At 71.3% G+C, this 21908-nt stretch carries 20 protein-coding genes and 1 pseudogene; 5 read left to right on the forward strand and 16 right to left on the reverse strand.

Features of this window, described 5'->3' with window-relative positions; genetic code table 11:
* Positions 1 to 3 precede the first annotated feature (3 nt).
* The gene (locus tag LX16_RS21230; protein WP_147142186.1) at positions 4 to 984 is read left to right on the forward strand and encodes a hypothetical protein; all 981 of its coding nucleotides are present in this window, start codon (positions 4 to 6) and stop codon (positions 982 to 984) included.
* A gap of 218 nt (positions 985 to 1202) precedes the next feature.
* Here LX16_RS21230 and LX16_RS21235 read toward each other — a convergent pair whose 3' ends face one another.
* From LX16_RS21235 to mqnE, 5 genes are all read right to left on the reverse strand, one after another.
* Entirely contained in the window at positions 1203 to 1763 is a 561-nt protein-coding gene (locus LX16_RS21235; RefSeq protein ID WP_147142189.1) for a hypothetical protein, read from the reverse strand.
* A gap of 25 nt (positions 1764 to 1788) precedes the next feature.
* Positions 1789 to 2562 (reverse strand): hypothetical protein, encoded by a 774-nt coding sequence (locus LX16_RS21240; RefSeq protein ID WP_147142193.1) that lies wholly within the window; start codon positions 2560 to 2562, stop codon positions 1789 to 1791.
* An 89-nt stretch (positions 2563 to 2651) separates the two neighbouring features.
* Positions 2652 to 2900: a DUF4229 domain-containing protein gene (locus LX16_RS21245; RefSeq protein ID WP_147142195.1), complete on the reverse strand. Its 249-nt coding sequence runs from the start codon at positions 2898 to 2900 to the stop codon at positions 2652 to 2654.
* Entirely contained in the window at positions 2897 to 3334 is a 438-nt protein-coding gene (locus tag LX16_RS21250; RefSeq protein ID WP_147142197.1) for a hypothetical protein, read from the reverse strand. Before LX16_RS21250 ends, LX16_RS21245 begins: the two co-directional genes overlap by 4 nt.
* A gap of 4 nt (positions 3335 to 3338) precedes the next feature.
* A complete protein-coding gene (gene mqnE, locus LX16_RS21255) occupies positions 3339 to 4511 on the reverse strand; it encodes an aminofutalosine synthase MqnE (protein WP_147142201.1) in 1173 nt (390 codons plus the stop codon).
* Positions 4512 to 4758: 247 nt separating this feature from the next.
* On the opposite strand from mqnE, the gene LX16_RS21260 reads away from it, so the two are divergent.
* Together LX16_RS21260 and LX16_RS27245 are read left to right on the forward strand one after the other, a co-directional pair.
* Positions 4759 to 6126 carry a C40 family peptidase gene (locus LX16_RS21260; protein ID WP_147142204.1) on the forward strand — a complete coding sequence of 456 codons (1368 nt, stop codon included), beginning with the start codon at positions 4759 to 4761 and terminating at the stop codon, positions 6124 to 6126.
* Between the two features lie 464 nt (positions 6127 to 6590).
* Complete coding sequence (locus tag LX16_RS27245) at positions 6591 to 9287, forward strand: hypothetical protein (protein ID WP_211354710.1); 2697 nt, start codon at positions 6591 to 6593, stop codon at positions 9285 to 9287.
* A 67-nt stretch (positions 9288 to 9354) separates the two neighbouring features.
* On the opposite strand, the gene LX16_RS21270 is transcribed toward LX16_RS27245, so the two are convergent.
* The 5 genes from LX16_RS21270 to LX16_RS21290 form a co-directional block, all read right to left on the reverse strand.
* Positions 9355 to 9885 carry a hypothetical protein gene (locus LX16_RS21270; protein WP_147142209.1) on the reverse strand — a complete coding sequence of 177 codons (531 nt, stop codon included), beginning with the start codon at positions 9883 to 9885 and terminating at the stop codon, positions 9355 to 9357.
* 131 nt (positions 9886 to 10016) lie between these two features.
* Positions 10017 to 11183 (reverse strand): ABC transporter permease, encoded by a 1167-nt coding sequence (locus tag LX16_RS21275; RefSeq protein ID WP_158645680.1) that lies wholly within the window; start codon positions 11181 to 11183, stop codon positions 10017 to 10019.
* Positions 11180 to 12052 carry an ABC transporter ATP-binding protein gene (locus LX16_RS21280; protein ID WP_147142214.1) on the reverse strand — a complete coding sequence of 291 codons (873 nt, stop codon included), beginning with the start codon at positions 12050 to 12052 and terminating at the stop codon, positions 11180 to 11182. The genes LX16_RS21275 and LX16_RS21280 overlap by 4 nt, the downstream gene beginning before the upstream one ends.
* 239 nt (positions 12053 to 12291) lie before the next feature.
* Positions 12292 to 12972 (reverse strand): response regulator transcription factor, encoded by a 681-nt coding sequence (locus LX16_RS21285; RefSeq protein ID WP_147142217.1) that lies wholly within the window; start codon positions 12970 to 12972, stop codon positions 12292 to 12294.
* Positions 12969 to 14165, reverse strand: coding sequence for a sensor histidine kinase (locus tag LX16_RS21290; protein ID WP_244615930.1), 1197 nt, complete (start codon positions 14163 to 14165; stop codon positions 12969 to 12971). The genes LX16_RS21285 and LX16_RS21290 overlap by 4 nt, the downstream gene beginning before the upstream one ends.
* Before the next feature lie 277 nt (positions 14166 to 14442).
* Between LX16_RS21290 and LX16_RS21295 the strand changes: the two genes are divergently transcribed.
* The gene (locus LX16_RS21295) at positions 14443 to 14643 is read left to right on the forward strand and encodes a hypothetical protein (protein WP_147142223.1); all 201 of its coding nucleotides are present in this window, start codon (positions 14443 to 14445) and stop codon (positions 14641 to 14643) included.
* A gap of 111 nt (positions 14644 to 14754) precedes the next feature.
* Here LX16_RS21295 and LX16_RS21300 read toward each other — a convergent pair whose 3' ends face one another.
* On the reverse strand, positions 14755 to 15504 hold the full coding sequence (locus LX16_RS21300; protein WP_147142226.1) for a phosphoglyceromutase: 750 nt from the start codon (positions 15502 to 15504) through the stop codon (positions 14755 to 14757).
* Between the two features lie 256 nt (positions 15505 to 15760).
* Between LX16_RS21300 and LX16_RS27720 the strand changes: the two are divergent.
* A pseudogene (locus LX16_RS27720) lies at positions 15761 to 16954 on the forward strand (MFS transporter); the annotation flags it as partial.
* Between the two features lie 857 nt (positions 16955 to 17811).
* Here the strand turns inward: LX16_RS27720 and LX16_RS21310 are convergent.
* The 5 genes from LX16_RS21310 to selD all read right to left on the reverse strand — a co-directional run bounded on the left by LX16_RS21310 (position 17812) and on the right by selD (position 21903).
* Positions 17812 to 18744 carry a peptidoglycan-binding domain-containing protein gene (locus tag LX16_RS21310; RefSeq protein WP_147142233.1) on the reverse strand — a complete coding sequence of 311 codons (933 nt, stop codon included), beginning with the start codon at positions 18742 to 18744 and terminating at the stop codon, positions 17812 to 17814.
* Positions 18741 to 19241: a hypothetical protein gene (locus tag LX16_RS21315; protein ID WP_147142236.1), complete on the reverse strand. Its 501-nt coding sequence runs from the start codon at positions 19239 to 19241 to the stop codon at positions 18741 to 18743. The genes LX16_RS21310 and LX16_RS21315 overlap by 4 nt, the downstream gene beginning before the upstream one ends.
* On the reverse strand, positions 19229 to 19783 hold the full coding sequence (locus tag LX16_RS21320; RefSeq protein ID WP_147142239.1) for a MauE/DoxX family redox-associated membrane protein: 555 nt from the start codon (positions 19781 to 19783) through the stop codon (positions 19229 to 19231). Before LX16_RS21320 ends, LX16_RS21315 begins: the two co-directional genes overlap by 13 nt.
* A gap of 1 nt (position 19784) precedes the next feature.
* Positions 19785 to 20483: a hypothetical protein gene (locus tag LX16_RS21325; protein WP_147142243.1), complete on the reverse strand. Its 699-nt coding sequence runs from the start codon at positions 20481 to 20483 to the stop codon at positions 19785 to 19787.
* Positions 20484 to 20877: 394 nt separating this feature from the next.
* Positions 20878 to 21903, reverse strand: a complete 1026-nt coding sequence (gene selD, locus LX16_RS21330) for a selenide, water dikinase SelD (RefSeq protein ID WP_147142245.1) — start codon at positions 21901 to 21903, stop codon at positions 20878 to 20880.
* Positions 21904 to 21908: the final 5 nt, after the last annotated feature.

Genomic DNA, 21908 nt, shown 5'->3' on the forward strand with positions numbered 1-21908 from the left:
GCCGTGTCGTACTACAGCAAGAGCGAACTACGCGCCAAAGGCGAAGAAATCGTCGACGAAGCCGTCGCCGCGACGATCCGGGAGGCCGACTCCTGCGCGGACGCCCAGGACGGACTCCACCGGGACGAACACGGCACCGACGCCCACGGTTCCCACGAGTACTCCCACGAGGAGGTCGAGGGCTGGGTCAGGGAACAGCTCGCCTGGATTCCCGATCACTTCGAGCGCGAGGCCGACCCCGAGCCCGACAACTTCGAGGGCATCAGCGACGCGGTCAACACGACGATGAGCAAACTGGGCGGTGGCGACAGCGCCAGTGCCGACCCGAACATCGCGTTCAGCGCGAAGGCGCAGGCGGAGATCGAGGAGTGGGACGGTGTGTTCTCGGAGAACTTCCAGAACGGTTTCACCATCCCGTTCCCCACGATCGTCCAGAACCAGGCGGCGGTCGCGAAGATGCTCAACGACTCCCTGGGCGCGATCGTCAACGTGTACCGGGGTAAGCGTCGTGACTACAGTGAGCTGGCCGATCAGACGATCGCGGCGTTGAAGAACTGCGGTGCCCGCGACGGCGGCGACGAGAAGATGGGCCTCACCATCCTCGGTGCCGTGGCCGGTATCGCCGCCGCCGCACTGGCGATCCCCTCCGGCGGCACGTCCCTGTACGTGGGCGGCATCGTCTTGGCGACCATCGCGGGCAGTGCCGCGATCGGCGGTGAGACGGTGCCCAAGGAGAAGAACCTGGCGTTGGGCGCGCCGACGGTCATGGAGGTCATCTCCAACATGATCAGCCGGCAGAGCGACATCTACACGGCCGTCTACGACCAGGAGGAGAAGATCGCCGGAGTCCTCGACGGCAACTACGAACTCCTCACCTCGGTACGCCAACTCGGCGCCGCCAAGCGAATCGCGACACCGCTGACGCCGTTGCGGCCCAGCATCGCCGACGCGGAGGACCCCTCCTCCGGCCTCACACCGGAATAGGACGTCCGGGTGGAGGGCGCGAGCCCTCCACCGTGTCCTCGCAGGGGACGCCGGCGTGAGACGCCCGCCGGCTCGGGGCCCATGTCCTCGCAGGCCCTTTCGACGTGCCGGTGTGGCACTCCGGTCTCGGATGCGGGTGAGTGGATGGCGACGACGCGGCGAGGCACCGCCTGGGCAGCCCGAGCGCCACCACCCACTCCACCGCGTCAATGGACGGTCTAGTACTCCATCTCCAGGACGGGGAACTGCGCGCGGACCTCCGGCGGCAGGTTGAGGCCGAAGTGCCGGTCCTTCAACACCGTCGTCTTCATCTTCGAGTCACGCTGCAATGCCGCGAAGGCGCCCACGGTCTCCCGGACGAAGGCCGGTTCGTCGAGCTGACGGAGCGTGCCCGGGGCGATCCGGACCTTCCAGTACGCGAGGCCCTTCGAGCGGAGCTGTATCAGCCCGGACCGGGACGAGCCCTGCGCGACCAGGTTCGCGATGTCCTCGTCGTAGCGGCGGTACCTGGCGTCCCAGTGCTGCTCCTCCACCTCCGACACCGGGACGCCGCGTGTGTCGGCCTTGGCCTGTTTCCAGCCGCGCCGGTAACCGACCCAGGCCAGTGTCGCCAGTTTCGCGAGCTGGTCCGACAGCCGGTCCTCGTCGTAGCGCTCGTAGGTGTTGGGCCGGAACGCCAGGGTGAGCTGTTCGCCCGCGACCAGATGCGCCTTGATCTGGTTGTCGGGGGAGGTGACGGTCACCTTCAGGGAGTTGAGGCGTTCTTGAAAGTCAGGCACGGATGTAGCACTTCCTAGCAGTCGGTCACAGGGTCACCGACGGGTCGATGTAAACCTCGGTGTTGCCCGGTTCCCAGTCGGGGCTCGCCGAGGACACCTCGATCTGGCCTTCGCCGGTACCGGACGGGTATGCGAACAGTCGCGAGTCGTTCGGGGCGGAACCGCCCACGACGGCGCCACCGGCGTCCCGGTACACCGCGTACGTCGCGACCGACGTCAACTCCTCGGCGTAGGGCGAGTCGACTCGGAAATCGATCTCCCACGTGTCCCCGTCCCCGGCGACGGTCACCTCGGACACCTCGACCGCCTGGGCGCGGGCGTCGCCGGCGGGAAGCCACCGGGAGCCGTCGACGGTGACCTCCAGCGACGCGACGTCGTCGCCGTCGATGTACGTCGTGTTGGTGACGGCCTGCCGTTCGCCGGGCATCACCAGGTTGACGGTGGAGGCGATCCGGTCGTTGCCGGTGACCTCGTCGGTCACCGGTTCACCGGCCGAGTCGAGCAGCCGGATGTCGAGGTTCGTACCGATCGCGACGTCGGCACTGGTGTTCTCCACGATCACCGCGTACGTCACCATGACGTCGCCCGCGGAGTCCTCGGTGAGGCTGTGCCCGGTCTCGGCGACCTCGACGACACCGCCGTCGCCGGACTCGTCGGCGGGAGCGGGCGGCGCCGACTCCACCGGCTGCCCGGTGTCGGGGTCGTCCTCGGGGTTCGACGTGCATCCGGCGACCGCCACCGCCGTCACCACGCCCGCCAGCAGCAGGCGGTGACTGCGGCGGAGGGTTCGCCTGGTCAACCGGGTCACGGTGCTCCCTCGATCGGGGGACGGGGTCCGGACCATACTAGGGCAACCCGGCCACCCCGGACCACGTCCGGAGCCGGCGGTCAGTCGTCGTCGCCGGCCAGCTCGGCCCGCAGCCGCGCCTTCTGTTCCCGGCGGCGGCGCACCACCGAGTCCACGTCGGTGGCCATCTCGGTGCGCCACCGGCGCATCAGCACCAGCGACAGCAGGAACGACGCCAACAACGCGATCATGGCGATGACGAGCAGGTGGAGCCCGGTCGGCAGCAACGCCACCGCGATCACCACGAACAGTCCGAGCCTGCCGAGCAGGTACTTCATGAAGGGACTCACGACACCTCCTCACCGGTGATCAGGCGCATCCCGGTGAACCACAGCACCCCGTAGAGCAGGGCGGCGACACTGACCGCGAGAGCGCCGTTGTACAGCGGCAGCCAGAAGTCCGGCAGCAGGCTCAGGACTCCGAAACCGGCGAGCAGTCCGAGGACCACGCCGCCCGCGGCCACCGCCCAACGCGCCCGGTGGTCACGCCAGGCGCGGAAGTCGTCGAGGTAGACCAGTACCGCGAGCAGTCCGGCGATCCAGCCGGAGATCCGGCCGAACGAGGAACCGAGCAGCCAGAACACGCCGTCGATGAGCGACAGCATCAGAATCCCGAGCGCCAACGCCAGGATGACGAACATCAACATCTCGACCAGCGACACCAGCCGGCCCTCTTCGTCCTTGCGGGGGAACCGGTCGCTCGCCTGGGAGTCCTTCGCGGTCACGACATCACGCCCAGACCCGTTGCGGTTCGGACCTGCGGCGCGCCAACGGAACCGGCGGGTCGTACTCCCGGATGACGCGGTACCGGGTGTCGCGTTCCACGGGTGTGAACCCGGCGTCGCGGATCAGTTCCAGCAGGTCCTCCCGGTGCATGGTCGCGGGCGTCCCGTAGGAGTCGGCGTCGTGGGTGATCTTGTACTCCACGACCGAACCGTCGAGGTCGTCGGCGCCGAAGTTCAGCGACAACTGCGCCACGTCGAGGCCGTGCATCACCCAGAAGCACTTGACGTGGTCGAAGTTGTCGAGCAGCAGCCGCGACACCGCGAAGGTGCGCAGCGACTCCGTGGGCGACGCCATCGTGGTCCGCTCCTGGATCCGGTTGCGGACCTTGCCGTCCCGCGAGTCGTGGAAGTCGTGCTGGTACCGCAGCGGGATGAACACCGCGAAACCGCCGGTCTGGTCCTGCAGTTCCCGCAGCCGCAGCACGTGGTCCACCCGGTGCCGCGGTTCCTCGATGTGGCCGTACAGCATGGTGGCGGGAGTCTTCAGTCCCTTGTGGTGCGCCAGCCGGTGGATCCGCGACCAGTCCTCCCAATGGCAGTCGTGGTCGACGATGTGCTGCCGGACCTCCCAGTCGAAGATCTCGGCACCGCCCCCGGTGAGCGACGCCAGGCCCGCGTCGATCAGCTCGTCGAGGATCTCGTCGGCCGACAGACCGGAGATCTTCTCGAACCACTGCACCTCGGTGGCCGTGAACGCCTTCAGGCTCACCTCCGGCAGCGCCGCCTTCAGTTCCCGCAGCACGCGCGGGTAGTAACGCCACGGCAGGGTCGGGTGCAGGCCGTTCACGATGTGGAGCTCGGTGAGCCCCTCGCCCTCCATGCCCCGCGCCAGCTCGACCGCCTGCTCCACGCGCATCGTGTACGCGTCCTTCTCGCCCGGCTTGCGTTGGAACGAGCAGTACGCGCACGAGGCGGAGCACACGTTCGTCAGGTTCAGGTGCCGGTTCACGTTGAACACCACGCGATCCCCGTTCTTGGCGGTGCGCACCGAGTGCGCCATCCGGCCAAGCCAGGCGAGGTCGTCGCACTCGTACAGCGCGACCCCGTCCTCGCGGGTCAGCCGGACACCGGCGGCGACCTTCGCCTCGATGTCCCGCTTGAACCCCTCACTCGTCATCACACGCACCTCGCGTCGGTGTTCGGGCAGTCGAGGCCGAGCCTACCGGCGTGACCGGAACCGCATCCCGATGCCACCTGCCACCGGCCCGTCCGGCTGCCCGGTGAGGCAGACTTCCCCGGCACGCATCCGATATGTGTGCATTGCGCTGTCAGTATCGTGTCGCCTCTGGTGCACGAAGGCACTCACGCCCTATTGTGTCTATCGGTAGTCGTCGATCACCCCACCCGGTCACCCAAGGCAGGACATGAGAATCACCCCGTGGAGCCGCCGCAGCGGCAGAGTCATGCTCGCGTTCGGTACCGCGGTCGTACTGTTGTCGGCCGCCCCCGCGACCGCGATGGCCGACCCGCCCGAGGTCTCCGTCCCCGACGACGGCTCCCGGCCGGAAGGCGACCCGGGCACCGTCGGAGGCGATCCACTGCCGTCCTCCGGTGACTCCCCGGTGGCCGGACCCGGCGTCAGCCGCGGCCCCTACGCCAACCGGATCGCGCAGCTCGCCAAGGAGGTCGCGGTCCTGGGCGAGTCCACCACCGCGGCGGGCGAGGAGGTCACCCTGCGGGGCGAGACCGTCGTCGCTGCCCGCGCGTACTGGCTCGACCTCCAGACGCAGGCCGACCAACTGGCCGAACTCGCCGCAGAGATGGCCGCCCAGGCGTACCAGGAGTCGGCGTCCCAGGTACAGGGCGTCACCGACGAGTTCGACGACCTGTTCGCCGTCGATCCCGGACTGCTCGGTGACGACCGCACCACCGTGCAACGGCAGGCCGACGCGGCGGCCGACGACGCCGCCGTCGCGCTGGCGGCCCTCGACGCGGCGGTCGCCGCCGAGGCGATCGCCGCCAACGACTACGCCGACCTCGTCGAGGAACTCGACGCGCAGACGAAGAAACTCGAAGACCTCGTCGAGGAGAACGCCGAGGCGATCGCCGTCCAGGAGGAACAGGCGGGCCGCGAGTCGAAGTACGAACTGGGCGACATCGGCACCGACGTGGACGGCTGGCAGGCGGCGAAGGCCGCCCAGGACGCCGTCCGGTACGCCGTCGCGCAGGTCGGGAAACCCTACGAGTGGGGAGCCGAGGGGCCGTACACGTTCGACTGTTCGGGCCTGGTGCAGACCGCCTACGCCAAGCAGGGCGTCAACCTCCCCCGGGTCGCCAACGACCAGTTCCGCGCCACCCGTTCCATGGCCGTAGACGTCGAGAAGATGCTCCCCGGCGACCTGATCTTCTACGGGGACCGGGCCGGGGACTGGACCTCGGTCTACCACGTCGGCATGTACATCGGCGACGGCATGATGGTGCACGCGCCGCGCCCCGGGGACGTGGTGAAGGTCGTACCGGTGTGGTTCAGCGACTTCTTCGGCGCGCACCGGGTCGTCGCGGCGGTCGAGGTCGACGACGGTGACGACGGCTCCAACGAACCGGGCGACGGCGGCGACCCCGGTGACGGCGACGGCGGTGACGGCGGAGAGCCCGGTGACGGCGGCACACCGTCCACCAGGCCGGACCCGACACCGAGCGAGGAGACCCCGTCGGATCCCGCGACCAGCGGTTCCGGTGACGGCGGCGACGGCACGGAGTCCGGCGAACCCGAACCCACTCCGTCCGGCTGAGCCGACCCGGCGGGCACCACACCGGCGGTCCACTCCGGCTTGGTGGGTTGAAATGCCGGCTTGGTTGGTCATACGACGGCTGAAAATCGGACATCAGGTCTTATTCGAGGCATATCGATCGTCGTGCGGCCAACCAAGCCGATTCTGTCGAGTCGGCTACCGGCTGCGCCGGGCCATTCCGCCGGCTACCGGCTGCGCCGGTAGCATTGCCCACCAGGCCGAGGAACGCGTCCGGCAGGCCGGTGCGGAGTGCTCGGGACACCCACACCGTCTCCGTCGGAAGGCGGCCCCGGCCGACGGCCGTGACCACCCCCGCGCGGCACGGCTACGGCGGGTGAATCGGGTGCTGGCAGCGGGCAGGACGTTGCGGCGGTATGGCACCGTTGACGACGGCGGCTCTACGGTCCACCCGTCCGCGCCATGACCGCCATGCCGACACACGAACTTCCGGTTGGAGCCAGCAGATGGACAACAACAGTTGCGTGGCGTGCGGTACCCGGTTGCCGGCAGGTGCCCAGCGCTGCCCGCAATGCGGTGTACCTCTGGCGCCACCGCCCGGCGGTTTCGCGCCGCCCGGGGCCGCCCAGTACCCGCCGCAGAGTCCACCGACGCCCGCGCCCTGGCAGCCGGAACAGGGTAGGCCGTCCGGACCGCCGCCCGGCCCGGAGTTCTCGCAACACTTCGAACAGTCGACCGGCTGGGAGGAGGGAGCACCGCCGCCGCCTCCGCCTTCGCAGGGGCAACCGTGGGGTGCGCCCCCGCCTCCGCAGCAGCAGGGTGGCTGGCAGCCCCCGCCTTCGGGGCCGCAGTGGGGTCCGCCGGGTGCGCCGACGTCGGGTGTGCCGGCGAGTGGTCCTCCGGTGTCGGGTCCGCCTCAGCAGTGGGCGCCTCCGCCGCCCCCGCCTTCGCAGGGACAACCGTGGGGTGCGCCCCCGCCTCCGCAGCAGCAGGGTGGCTGGCAGCCCCCGCCTTCGGGGCCGCAGTGGGGTCCGCCGGGTGCGCCGACGTCGGGTGTGCCGGCGAGTGGTCCTCCGGTGTCGGGTCCGCCTCAGCAGTGGGCGCCTCCGCCGCCCCCGCCTTCACAGGGCCAACCGTGGGGTGCGCCCCCGCCGCCCCCGCCACAGCAGGGCGGCTGGCAGTCCCCGCCACCGGCGCCACCGGAACCGCAGTGGGGCCCTCCGCAGCCCCCGGCCGAACGTCCCGCCGCGCCACCCGTCCCCGCGCAGCCGGAACCGCCCGCCGCACCGGAGCCCGCGCCGGCCGCCGCCTCACCGGCGGTGCCGTTCGCGGTGCCGTCCGAGGACCCGGGCACCGGCATCCTCGGACGGCCACGCCGCCGCGTCGAGGCGGTTCCGCCGCCGGTGCCTCCCGCACCGGCCCCGCTCCAGGACAGCCCTAAGTCCACTGAGGATCCCGCTCCGGTGGCGGAGTTCGCGTCCGCCGCACCCCCGGCGATGCCGGACGCACCACCCGCCATGCCGGACGCGCCCCCGGCCATGCCGGCGACAGCCGCGCCGCCTCCGCTGCCACAGCAGCCGGCCGCCGCGCCCGTCGCCGATCAGGCGCCCGCCGCCGCGGACTCCGGGGACGGTGACGAGGCCGATGTCGCCCTGTGGGCGGGCATGTCCGGTCCCGGCCCCGCGACCGAAGCAGAACTGTCCGATGAGGACAAGGCTGCGATGGCCGAACTCGCCGATGACGACTTCGGGGACTTCGACGACGACGATGACGATGACGACGTGACCCCCGCGTCCGCCGACGCCCCCGCCGCCGAGCAGCAGGCGACCGCCGCCGCGCCGGACGAGGTCCCGCCGACATCCGCCGACCGCGACACCCCGCCGGCCGCCGTCGCCGAGGAGCCTGCGCCGTTCTCCACGCCACCGTCGTCCGCGCCTGCGCCGTTGACGGGTGAGGCCCCGCCCGTGGATGAGCCCGCGGCGTTCGCCACGCCGCCGTCGTCGGCGCCTGCGCCGTCGACGGGTGAGGCGCCGCCGGTGGAGGAGCCTGCGGCGTTCTCGACGCCGCCGTCTTCCGCTCCTGCGCCGTTGACGGGTGAGGCGCCGCCGGTGGAGGAGCCCGCGCAGTTCTCGACTCCGCCGTCCTCCGCTCCTGCGCCGTTGACCGGTGAGGCACCCGAACCGGCCTTCACGCCCGAGGAACCGCCCGCCGACCAGCCGCTCACGCCCCCGACCTGGGAGGCGGACGCATTGCGGGCTCAGGCCGAGGCGGAGGCCGCCGACGCGCCGGTCGAAAGCCGCCCGCAGTCCGAAACCGAGGCGCCGGAGGAGCCCGCGCAGTTCTCGACACCGCCGTCTTCCGCGCCTGCGCCGTTGACGGGTGAGGCCCCGCGGGTGGAGGAACCTGCGGCGTTCTCGACGCCGCCGTCTTCCGCGCCTGCGCCGTTGACCGGTGAGGCCCCACCCGCTGAGGAACCTGCGCCGTTCTCCACGCCGCCGTCGTCGGCGCCCGCACCGTTGACGGCGGAGGAACCGGCGGAGACGCCGGTTCCGGAGTCGGCTCCGGTTTCGCCGCCGGCCGCCGCCCCGGTGAGCGGCGCGGCCTTCGGGCGGGTGAGTGTCCCCAATCTCGTCGCTCCGGCCGAGGAGGTGCCGGTCAGGGCCTTCGAGGGGCAGACGTACCGTGCCGGGCAGGTCACGCCGTCTTCCCCCGACGTGACCGACGCCCCCGACGTCGCGGACTGGCAGGTGCCGGTGGAGGGCGGCGACCGCTCCGACGTTCCACAGTCGATGGACCCGTGGGACGCGTTCGGCAGGCGGGAGCCGGAACCGCCGGCGGCCCCCGAACCGCCGCCCGCGCCGCCCGCGCCGCCGGCGTCGGCTCCGGCGGAGTCCCCGTGGGAGGCGTTCGCGCAGCCGTGGCTGGAGTCGGAGCGTCCCTCCGAGCCCGAGGTCCGGGAGGCGGCACCGGCGGTGTCGGCGTCACCGGCCTCGGCGGGAGCCGCGGACGGGCAGTCGCCGCTCGCGGAATCCGCTCCGGCGGTGCCGGACGGTCCCGCGCGAGGAGTCGCACGGGTGCCGAACGCGCAACCGGTGACGGCGGCGGACCTTCCCCCCGACCTGCCTCGCCCGGTGGGTCGTGTCTACGGCGGGCCTCCGCCGGGTGACCAGCCGCAGAGCTGGCCGCCTCCGCCGCCCCGCTGATCGAATCGACACCGGACCGGGTGCCGCCGACCTCACCGTCGGACGGCACCCGGTTCGCGTAGGCGGCTCACAGGCCGAACCATTGGGCAAGCCGGTCGCCCGCGAGTGTCGCCGCCACCAGGCCGATGGCGACCATGACGACGGTCGTGACGACGAGGATCGCGATCACCCTGCCGATCCGGCCGGGCTGCGGGGTGTCGGGTCGCCGCAGGATCCACCCGGTCAGGGAGGTGGTCAACTCGCCCGCGATCCGCCAGGAACTCGACGGCGGTGAGACGTCCCGTGAGGTCGCGGCGGGACGAGTCGGTACCGGTGGCGTGACGGGATGCGGCGCCGCGGGGACGGATGGCGCGGGGGCCGGTGGGAGCGGCGGCGCGACGGGGACCGGCGGAGCCGGTGGGTGTACCGGGGGCGGTGGCACCGCCGCGCGGCCGACGGCGGACGGCGGTCCGGGTATCGCGGGCGGCGGAGGCCCTCCGGGACTCGGTATCGCCCCCGCCGACGGGTCCGGACGTCTCGCGGCGTCCCGCCGGTACCGTCGCAGGTCGACCCGCTGCCCGGAGTCGGGCTCACCGGTGCCCGGTCGTCGTCGGATCATGTCGCGTCCTCCCGTCCCGGCCGGGGCCGTCCGGTTCCCCATCAGGGTAGGTGCCCGGTACAACCCGGGCACCACGCGAAGACGGCCGCCGCACCCGAACGGGGTACGGCGGCCGTCGTGAGCCCCTCGGCTCAGGAGCTCTTGCGCAACACCTCGGTGAGTTTGACCTTGCTTCCGGTGCGCATCACGCTGCGGCGGTAGATGGTCGCGCCCAGCGCGAACATCCCCACGGCGGCGAGCGCCATCAGCAGCGCAGACAGTCCCTGTTGCCACAGTGGAGCATCGTTCACCGCGTCCCGGACCGGCATCATGAACATCGAGAACGGCGGGACGTACGACAGCACCCGCGCGACGAGTGTCGTCGGCTGCCAGGCGTAGACGGCGGCCACGACGTAGCTCAGGATCATGAGCATCGTCAGCGGACCGATCGCCGAGTTCATGTCCTCCTGGCGGGAGATCATCGACGCCAGCGCTCCCGCCATGGCGGCGTAGAAGCAGAAGCCCAACACCCACCACACGAGACTGCTCAGGATGGTCCCGGTCAGGCCGGACGGGAGTTCCGCGACGGCGCCCGTGACGTCGCCCATCGCCAGACCGACCGCGAGCGGAACGGCCAGGTTCACGAAACCGAGTACGCCCAGGCCCGCCACCTTGCCGACCAGCAGTTGCCACGGCTTCAACGACGACAGCAGGATCTCCACGATCCGGCTGCTCTTCTCCTCCACGACGCCCATCGCCACGTACATCGTCGGCATCATGACCATGAAGAACAGCACGATGACCAGGAAGTACGCGATGCCCTGCCGGGCGCCGGCGTCGTCGCCGCCGAGCTGGTCGTCCTGCAGCGGCGCGACCGTCAGGGCCGCGTTCACGTCGGCGGGGTCGAAACCGGCCTCGGCGAGCTGCCGCTGCGTGGTGACCGCCTGGTGGGCGCCGTCGATGACGACCGCCAGTTGCTGGTCGGCGCCGCTCTCGGTGACCAGGGTGGTGTTGTCGATGATGGCGGCGTCGGCGTCACCGGCCTCCACCTCGGCGCGGGCCGCCTCGGGGTCGGCCACCTCCGCCGTCTCGACCGAGAACTCCTCGAAGCCCTCCGCGGCGGCCTCGATGGCCGTGGCGAGTTCGGCGGACTCGGTACCGGTCAGGACGACCCGGTACTCGCTCGGGCCGCCCAGCAGCCCCGGAAGCAGGGTGAGCCCCGCGACCAGGACGGCGCTGACGACGACGCCGACGATGTAACTGCGTGACAGGCCGCGGGTGAGGATCTCCCGCTTAGCCACCAACCACACGCCCTTCATGCGGAGGCCTCCCGGAAGATGTCGGCGAGCGAGGGCTCGTCGTAACCGAATCTGACGACGCGACCGGCGGCCATCGCCGCCGCGAGGACACCCTGGTCGTCGGCGGAGTCGACGAGCCATTCCCCGTCACCGCAGGACGTCGCCGGACCGGGCAGGGTCTGTTCCCAGCCCGGGGTCGCGTCGGCCACGTTGACGCGGAGCCGTCGGCCGGCGCTGCGGCGCAGCTCGGTGACCGTGCCCGCCGCGACCATCTTCCCCTTGGAGATGATCCCGACCGTGTCGCACAGCCGCTCGACCAGGTCGAGCTGGTGGCTGGAGAAGATCACCGGGACGCCCGCCGCGCTGCGGTCGGCGAGCACGCCCGCCATGGTGTCGACCGCGAGCGGGTCGAGTCCCGAGAACGGTTCGTCCAGGATCAGCATCTTGGGGTCGTGCACCAGCGACACCGCCAGTTGCACCCGCTGCTGGTTGCCCAGTGACAGGTCCTGCACGAAGTCGTCGCCGCGGTCGCCCAGGCCGAGCCGGTCGAGCCATTCCCCGGCGGCGCGCTTGGCGGCGGCCGGGGTGAGACCGTGCAGCTCCCCGAAGTACGCCACCTGCGGGGCGATCTTCATCTTCGGGTAGAGCCCGCGTTCCTCCGGCATGTATCCGAAATCGGCGCGCCGCGACTTGGTGAGGCTGGCGCCGTCCCACCGGACGTCACCGGCGTCGGATTCCAGCACACCCATGGCGATGCGCATCGTCGTGGTCTTGCCGGCGCCGTTGGCACCCACGAACCCGAACATCCTGCCGGGTTCGACCGTGAGCGACACGTCGTCGAGCGCGACGTTGTCACCGAAGGTCTTGCGGAGATTCCTGACTTCAAGCACTGGGGGCTCCTGAATCGTTCACAGGAACGAGGTTAGAGGGGGGTTCGGGGCGGGCCGTCCTTCCCACGGACGATTCCGTGTCGGCCCTATCGCCCGAAAGTCCTAGACCACCTGCGGTGGAATCGCGGGCCGGGAGCCCGCCCGTGGTGCGGATGCCTTGCGGGGCCGGGGAAACAGCGATCCGTCCGCGTCACGGGACGGCGGGTGGGCGGCCGGTGGTGACGGCCGCCCCGGCGGTGTCAGGACTCGAACTTGTAACCCAGGCCACGTACCGTCACGATGTAACGGGGCCGGCCGGGTTCCGTCTCGATCTTGGAGCGGAGCCGCTTGACGTGGACGTCGAGGGTCTTGGTGTCGCCGACGTAGTCGGCGCCCCACACCCGGTCGATGAGCTGGCCACGGGTCAGGACGCGCCCGGAGTTCCGCAGGAACATCTCCAGCAGCTCGAACTCCTTCAACGGCAACGCGATCTCGCTGCCTCCGACCGACACGACGTGCCGGTCGATGTCCATGCGGACCGGACCCGACTCCAGGACGGTCACCATCGGGTCGGTCGGTTCGGCGTTGCGCCGCAGGACCGCCCGGATCCGGGCGACCAGTTCGCGGGGCGAGTACGGCTTGGTGACGTAGTCGTCGGCGCCGATCTCCAGGCCCACGACCTTGTCGACCTCGCTGTCGCGGGCGGTGACCATGATGATCGGGACGTTCGAGGTCGCGCGCAGCTCACGGCACACCTCGGTGCCCGACTTCTCCGGAAGCATCAGGTCGAGCAGCACGATGTCGGCGCCGGCGCGCTCGTACTCGGTGATCGCGGCGCCACCGGTCGCCGCCACCGCCACCTCGAAGCCCTCCTTGCGCAGCATGTAGGACAGCGCGTCGGAGAAGGACTCCTCATCCTCGACAACCAGTACACGGGTCACGGCGTGCCTTTCTGATTCCGGTTAACCTGCTCGTCGATTTCATCGGGCGGGGGTGCCGATTCGCGGGCCGAAAGCGCTACTGAAGGCAACAGCAAGGTGAACACTGAGCCGTTTCCGGGCATACTGGACACCTCGACCCGGCCGGCGTGGTTGCCCGCGATGTGCTTGACGATCGCCAGTCCCAGGCCGGTGCCGCCGGTCGCCCGGGATCGCGCCGGGTCCGCGCGGTAGAACCGTTCGAACACGCGCGCCTGATCGGCGGGCGCGATGCCGATGCCCTGGTCGATCACGGCGACCTTCACCCAGCCGCGCGTCTCGGTGACGTCGATGGTGACGGTGGTGTCCTCGGGGGAGTAGACGATCGCGTTGCGGACCAGGTTGCCGACGGCGGTCGCGAGCTGGCTCTCCGAACCGGAGACGGTGGCGCCGGACTCGCCGGTGCGGTGCAACGCGATCCGTTTCGCGTTGGCCGCCGTGCGGCTGCGGTCGGCGGCCTCGTTGACGACCCGGTCGACCGACACAGGGCTGAACGCCGGCAGCGGCTCGGCGCCCTGGAGCCGGGACAGTTCGAGCAGTTCCGACACCAGCCGGCCCATCCGGGCCGACTCGTGCTGGATCCGCGAGGTGAACCGGGCGGCGGCCTGCGGGTCGTCGACGGCGTCGGCCAGTGCCTCGGTCAGCAGTTGGAGCGCGCCGACGGGTGTCTTCAGTTCGTGGCTGACGTTGGCGACGAAGTCGCGGCGGACCTTCTCCACCCGGTGCAGTTCGGTGACGTCGGTCAGTTCCAGCAGCACGCGGTCCTCCGGGAGCGGCGAGGCGTGCACCCGGACCGCGACGGTCCCGGTCGACTCCAGCTCCAGTTCACCGGAACGGGGCTCACCGGTCGCGCGGACCTGCGTCACGATCGTTCGCAGGTCGGGCTGCCGGAGCTCACCCCGGTCGACGGCGCCGAGCTGTTCGGCGGCGGGGTTGGCGTGTTCGATGCCGTCGGGGCCGATCACGACGACGGCGGTGTGCAGCGCCGCCAGCACCCGCGGCCATTCGAGGGCGGGGCACGACGGAGGCGGCTCGGCGGCGCGCCGGCGGCGGAGGGCGGTGTATCCGACGGCGCCCGCGACCGCGCCCAGGCCGAGGGTGGCGAGCGCGGCGACGCCGCCGGTGAACCGGCGGTGCCGGTCGGGAGCGGTGGTCACGGATCGATCGTAACGGGGACATGTCTCGTTACCTGGCCGTCGAGTGAACACGGAGTGAACGATCCGCGTCCGCCGTGCCCGTGGAACGTGCCCCTTCTCACGGCCGGGGCGCCGCCCCGCCCGCCGGGATCGCGGCCCGGCACGTGACCGGTGCCGCCGCGAGACGGGTTGTCGACGATTCATGGACCGGTTGTCGGCCTGTCATGGACCCGTCTGGAATCTTCGGCGCGACCGGAGCCGACCGGCCCGGTCGTGGTTCCCCAACGAAGGAGACCCCATGAGGATCTTCGTCACGCTCGGCGACCTCCTGCTCGCCAAGGCGGTCCGTCAGGCTCCGGCCGAGGCGGCGTGCTCGATACGCACCTACTACGAGTACAAGTGCGGCCAGGGCATGTCCCGGTACCGCCGCAGCTGCACCCGGCACCCGAACTGCACCACCACCTGCACGAGTTGGGTGTGGGCCGGCTCGTGCCTGTGACCGGGTGACGTACCCGGCTTGGTTGGTCATACGACGGGAATCCGGCCCGGAATCGTGCCGGTAAGCGCTTGCGCGTCGTCGTATGACCAACCAGGCCAACGGAAACGGGGGCTACTTGCGGCCCTGGGCCGCCACCGCGGCCGCCGCCTCCGCGGCCGCCTCCGGGTCGAGGTAGGCGCCGCCCCGGGTAACGGGCCGCATCGCGTCGTCGAGTTCGTACCGCAGCGGCATCCCGGTGGGGATGTTCAGGCCCGAGATGTCCTCGTCGGAGATGTCGTCGAGGTGCTTGACCAGCGCCCGCAGCGAGTTGCCGTGCGCGGCGACCAGCACGGTCCGCCCGGCGCGCAGGTCGGGGACGATCTGGTCGTACCAGTACGGCAGCATCCGCTCCTTGACGTCCTTCAGGCACTCCGTCAACGGCGCGAGCTCCGGCGGCAGTGACGCGTAACGCGGGTCGTGGACCTGCGAGTGCTCCGCGTCGGGCGCGATCGGCGGCGGTGGCGTGTCGTAGGAGCGGCGCCAGATCATGAACTGTTCCTCGCCGTACTGCTCCAGCGTCTCGGCCTTGTTCTTGCCCTGGAGCGCCCCGTAGTGCCGCTCGTTCAGCCGCCACGACCGCTTCACCGGGATCCAGTTGCGGCCGCAGGTGTCCAGGGACAGTTCCGCGGTGCGGATCGCGCGGCGTTGCAGCGACGTGTGCACGACGTCGGGCAGCAGGTCGTGCTCGGCCAGCAGCTTGCCGCCGTGCCGGGCCTCGGCCTCCCCCTTGCCGGTCAGGTTCACGTCCACCCAGCCGGTGAACAGGTTCTTGGCGTTCCATTCGCTTTCGCCGTGCCGCAGCAGCACAAGTGTCGACGTCATGCCCCGATCCTGCCTGATCCCGCCGCGCCCGTCCTCCGGTGGCCCCTCCGCCGCCACCCGGATCGGTGGTGACGGCGGGATCCTCGCGGTCTTTCGCGTGCCGCCCGGCCACGTCGGCGCGGGGGATCACGGTCGGGCGGTGGCGCGTCACGGTCCGCACAGAGGTGCGAATCACCGTCTCACCAGGCGGCGAACCGGTCTCGCGGCCACGGCCGGGTCGTAGAGTCGCTGGCGACAATTCAAAGGAGTCCTTCCCGTGGCCGCCCCCGCTCGCACACCCACACGCGCCCCGCTGCCCCGCGCGTTCTGGTACATCTGGGCGGCGCTGCTTGTCAACAAGGCCGCCGGTTTCGTCGTCATCGTGTTGATGCTGTACCTCACCGGCTCACGGCACCTGTCGGAGTCGCAGGCGGGAATCGTGGTCGGCCTGTTCGGCGCGGGCGGAGCCGCCGGTGTCCTCATCGGCGGCGTGATCGCCGACCGGTTCGGCCGGAAGGTCACCATGGTGGTGTCCTCACTGCTGGCCGCCGCCGCGTTGTTCGCCCTCGGAGACGTCACCTGGCTGCCCGGCATCTGCGCGCTCGTCGCCGTGTTCGGTTTCGCGAACTCGGCGATGGGGCCGGCCGCCATCGCCTCCATGGCGGACGTGGTGGCACCGGAGGAACGCGACCGGGCGTTCAACCTGATGTTCTGGGCGGTCAACGTCGGCACCGGCCTGGCGACCCTGCTGGCCGGGTTCCTGGCGCAGTACTCCTACCTGTTGCTGTTCCGCCTCGACGCGGCCGGTGCGCTGATCACGGCGTTGATAGTGCTGGTGGCGGTACCGGAGACGATGCGCGACCGTTCCGCCCCGGTGTCCGACCGGGGCAGGTTCACCGACGTACTGCGGGACCGCCCCTACCTGGTCTTCGTCGGTCTGGTGTTCCTGCAGGCCGTCGTGTACGCGCAGACGTCCACGACCCTGCCGTTGGCGATGACGGGCGACGGGCTCACCGAGACCGACTACGGCATCACCCTCACGGTCGGGTCGGTGCTGATCACGGCAGGCCAACTGTTGATCCCGCGCCTGCTGCGGCGGTTCTCCAAGGCGGTGTCGCTCGCCGCCGCACTGGTCCTGATGGGTGCGGGCTTCGGCCTCGTCGGACTGTCGAACCCGTTCGGGATGTACCTGGTGTGCTCGGTGGTGTGGACGATCGGCGCGATGCTGGCCGCCCCGCCGAACGCCACGATCATCGCCGACCTGTCGCCGCCACGGATGCGCGCCCGGTACCAGGGCGTGTTCAGCCTGACGTACAGCGCCGCCGCGTTCGCGGCCCCGCTGGTCGGCGGTTTCACGTTGCAGTACCTCGGCGACTGGCACTGGGCGCTGATCGCCGGAGTCGCGGTCGCCGGGGCCGTGGGACACCTGTGGGCCGGGCCTGCCCGGGAACGCGCCACCGCGCGCCGCGCCGCCGCCCAGGTGAGGACGGTGCCCGCCGGCGAGGAGGTCGTGAGCCGGGCGTTACGGCCGGGCGGTTCACCCGTTCGCCGCGAGTGCGGCGCCGGGTCACCGGTTCGCCGCGAGCGCGGCGCTGGGTCAGCCGTTCGCCGCAAGCACTGCGAACACCACCACCAGGACGGTGCCGCCTCCGGTGGCGATCAGCGACAGTCGGCGGCTCATCGCCCGGTCCCAGGCGTCGCCGTCACCGGACGCGAGTCGCAGCAGCGGGGTCGCCGCCCTGCCGAGACCGAAACCGGCGCCCGCCAGCAGCGCCGCCGGGTAGCCCACCCCGGTGAGCAACAACGCGACCGCGACCACGTACGGCAGGCTCGCCGACACGTAGGTGCGGACACCGGTCCCCAGCTCGAAACCGAACTGCAGCGATCCGCGCAACAGGTGGCGTTGTATGACGTCCTGCGGGATCTGCCGGGCGTTCTGCGGCAACGGGAACCGCAGCACACCCGCGTCACGCAGCACCGCCACGGCCGCCACCGCGACCACCACCCACCGGCGCCACTCCACCGGAATCGGTTCGGTGAGCCCGGAGACCAGCCACAGTGCCGTGGCCGTGACGATTCCACCGGCGATCAGCCCGGCCGTGAACACGCCGAGTGCCGTCGTTCTCCTGTCTGTTGCCCGCCAACCTGGCGTGGCCAGCGCGAAAGCGCTGTTGCGGGTTCAAACGGAGCCCGACAGCGAGTAACCCGCCAGCCCGCCGACGATCGCCCAGGTCAGGATCGGCGCGTACCAGGCCGCGGCGACGGCGCCCGCCGCCAGCAGCAGGGCCGGACCGAGTGGGGCGGCGGCGGGCCGGATCGCCCCCGCCGTCACACCGCGCCCCCGGTGAGGGTGCGCCAGGTGTTCTGGCCGACGATGCCGTCGACGACGAGGCCGCTCTGCCGCTGGAAGTCGGACACGGCGGCGTCGGTGAGCGGACCGAAGACCCCGTCGACCTCCAGCCGGTGACCGTGCGCGTTCAACGCGCGCTGCACGGCGTGCACGTGGTGGCCCTCGTCGGCCCGGCGGGCCACGGCGACCAGCCGCGCCCACGTGGTGGCCTTCACGATCCCGTTGGGGCGCAGCGCGTTGGCGGTCTGGAACGCCTGAACCGCCGCCTCCGTGCCGGGACCGAACTCTCCGTCGAGGGCGAGGACGTGGTCGTGGTGGGTCAGCAGGTGTTGCACGACGTACACGTTCGCGCCGGAGTCGCCGAACCGCACGGTCGGCCACGTGACGGTGCTCTGGCAGCCGCAGTCGGTGTTCCACCGGCAGATCGACCGCACCCAGCCCGAGGAGGTGGCGCGGTAACCGTCGTGGCAGCGCCGTTCGACGCTGCACGCGCACGCGCCGCACGCCCCGGCGTACTTCCACAGCCAGCCGTCGTAGCTGCCGGAGTAGCACTGGTTCGGGCGGAGTGTCCAGGTGACACCGTCGTTGCGGTGGAATCCGGTGTACTCGCCGGAGGTCTCGCAGGAGCCCGCGTAGATCGTGCTGGGGCCGCAACCGGGCGAGCAGTCGTGGTCGGCGGCGTATGACGGGCAGGGTCCCTCATAGATGTCGTACCCGTCCGCGTAGGCGGCGCGGGCGGCGGGGAAGACGCCGATCGCGGCGAAGCCCACGGCGGTCGCGGCCTGGAACAGGCGGCGGCGCGGAACGGCGTAGACCACCGGGCGTGGTGCGGTCGCCGTCGCGTGATCGCCGGAAGGGGATGCGGAGGTGGAGGCGTCCCGCAGTGACGGGACCCGGTCGAACGTGGTCATCGGGAACTCCTCGACTGGGCGGTACGGGTGGTTTCGAGCAGGGCGCGTACGGCTTTGCGTGAACCGACCGGTTCGGCGCGCGCGACACGGCCGGTGGCGTCCACGACCACGGCGAACGGGGTCGCGACGGCGTCGTAGTCCTCGAACAGGTCACGACGTTCGCCGCTGGCGGGAAGGGGACCGTCGTCGGGGGCGGTGCCGCCGTACACGGCGTGGACCGGCGGGGCGTCCTCGGTCTCGCGCACCCACCGGGCCGCCTCGTCCAGTGCCTCGGTGCAGGAACGGCACTCGCGGCTCAGGAACAGCAGGACTCCGGCACCACCGAGCAGCGCGGCGGCGTCGGGGGCGTCGGCTCCGGCGGGCAGGCCGATTCCGCGTGGCGAACCCGTCATGCCGCGCGACAGCCGGTGGACCTGGCGGACCAGGCCCGACATGACCAGCGCCAGCAGCAGGATCGCCAGCCAGGACAGGATCAACGCGCTGGTCACGAAGTCCATCGGAGGTTCCTCTCGTCGGCCGGGTCCCACATGGCGGCGGGCAGTCGCCACAACAGCAGTGAGACGGCGGCGGCGGCGATGACCGCCAGGGCGAGTTCGGCGGGGCCGAGTGATACGGGAAGCGCGGTGGGGGCCGCCACGGCCGCCGCGAGACCGGCGGCGGCGAAGCCGAGCGCCCGGATCCACACCCAGTCGGTCATGGGCAGTCGATCACGGGAGCAGCCGCACGGTACCGATCTGCCGGTCCGGGCGACGTACCACGTGTAGCCGGCGTAACCGGTGAGCAGGGCGGCCGCGGCGGCGAGGGAGACGGTGGCCGCGAGCGGGCGTCCCCCGGCCAGGGATTCGAGGATCGCCAGGCCCAGCACGGTTTCGACGACCGACACGACGATCGCGACGGTGAGGACGAGGCGGGCGGGCAGGACTCCCTGTTCACGGAGGGCGTCGGCGAGCGGCCGGGGCCGGAACAGGTGGTGGAGGCCGCCGGTGAGGAGGCCGCACGCGGTGATGAGGCCGCCGGTGACGATGACGAAGGCGGCCATGTCAGCCGTCGACGTGGAGTGTCAGCGCGTCGGCCAGTCGGGGCACGTCGTCGAGCACCGTGTCGGCCAGCGGGACGAGGGTCGCCCACACCTGCGGCGTAGACAGCACGAAGAAGGGCTTCCCGTCGGCGAGGGTGTCCCGGTACAGTTCCCCGGCCTTGACGTCGACGCCCTTCCACGGCGGGAGTTGGGCGGTCTGTTCGGCGGTGGGGGCGGCCATCTCCAGGAGCCCGAGTCCGGGGATCTCCTTGATGACGGTCGCGGGACCCGCGAAGCCGACGCCGGCGGCGTTGTCGGGATGCAGCGACAGGCCCTCGGCGGACTCCCGGATGCCCAGGCGCCGCAGCATTCCCATGATCTCCGACTCGGTCTGCCGGTAGAGACGGGTGACCAGGCTGTGGCGGCGTCCCTGCCACACCACGAGGAGGGGTTCCTCGACGAGTTCGGTCTGCGGGTCGTACTCGGTCTTGGCCGCGAAGCGGAGGACGCCGTCGCCGAAGGCGTACTCGGAGTCGAAGTCGGCGATGTCGAGGGATTCGGCGACGTCGTCGCCGAGGCGTGAGCCGCCGGAGGTGAGTTCGTGGATCCGGTTGCCGACCGCCAGTTGGGCGACGGAGGTCGCGGGCCTGCTCAGGTCGAGGTCACCGGCGATCCGGTAACCGACGCCGTCGAGGGCGCGGTGGGTGGTGGACGCCGTCATGCGGATTCTCCAGGTGGGCCGGTGGAGTTCGACTACGCGCATGAGCGCGCGGCTGAAGACTAGTTGCATTCAATGTCGAATGTCAATCCATCGATGCAAAACGTTTGTGAATCCGGCACGGCCCACCCTCCGCCTCACCTCACTCTGCCTCCGCCCTCATCTCCGCTTGGTCCCCGCCCGGTGGCCCCCTCTTCCCGCTTGGTCCCCGTCCGGTTGGCGAATCGCGCCCGAAATGCGTGGTTCATACCCATGTGGGTGCCAATGGCGGGGACCAAGCGCACCACGGCGGGGACCAAGTGGAACGGGGCGGGGACCAAGTGGAACAGGGAGTCGAGGTGGCCGGGGAGCCAGGGAACGGGGAGTCGAGGGCCGGGGAGGCGGGGATCAGCAGGCGTCAGCGGACGACGACGGCGTGCTCGCCACGGGGGACGAGTTCCCCGATCACGGGATGGCCGGGGAGTTCACCGGCCAGCAACAGGCCACCCGAGGTCTGGGCGTCCGCGAGCAGCAGCCGGTCCAGCTCGCCCACCGTTCCGAACTCGACGTGCGGTGACACCCAGTCGAGGTTGCGCCGGGTTCCGCCGCTGACGTATCCGGCCTCGGCCGCCGGACGCGCGTCGGCCAGGTACGGCACCGCCGCCGAGTCGACGACCGCGGTCAACCCGGAGGCGCGGACCAGCTTGTACAGGTGCCCGAGCAGCCCGAACCCCGTCACGTCGGTCGCCGCCCGGATCCCCGCCTCGACCGCCGCCGCCGACGCCGCCGCGTTGAGCGCGGTCATGGTCGCGACCGCCTCGGGGAACACCGTCCCGGTGGCCTTGTGCCGGGAGTTCAGCACGCCGATCCCGAGCGGTTTCGTCAACGTCAACGGCAGGCCCGCCTCGGCGGCGTCGACCCGCAGCATCCGGTCGGGGTGGACGACGCCGACCACCGACATGCCGTAACGGGGTTCCGGGTCGTCCACGCTGTGCCCGCCTGCGACGTGGCAGCCGGCGGAGTGGGCGGTGTCGACGCCGCCGCGCAGCACCTCCCCGGCCAGGTCCAGCGGCAACAGTTCCCGTGGCCACCCGAGCAGGTTGACCGCGCTCAACGGCACCCCGCCCATCGCGTACACGTCGGAGAGCGCGTTGGCGGCGGCTATCCGGCCCCAGTCGTAGGGGTCGTCCACCACGGGGGTGAAGAAGTCGGCGGTGGTGACGACGGCCCGTTCGGCGTCGAGCCGGACGACCGCCGCGTCGTCGCCGCCGCCCTCCAGGCCGACCAGGAGTTCGGCGGCGGGCCGCCGGACGGGCGTGACCCGCCCGGACACGGTCGCCAGCAGGGTGTCCAGTTCGCCGGGCGGGATCTTGCAGGCGCAGCCGCCGCCGCGCGCGAACCCGGTCAGTCTCGGCCGCTCCGGGGCGGTATCGACGTCGGTCATACACT

Source organism: Stackebrandtia albiflava (assembly GCF_007994225.1).
Lineage (GTDB): Bacteria > Actinomycetota > Actinomycetes > Mycobacteriales > Micromonosporaceae > Stackebrandtia > Stackebrandtia albiflava.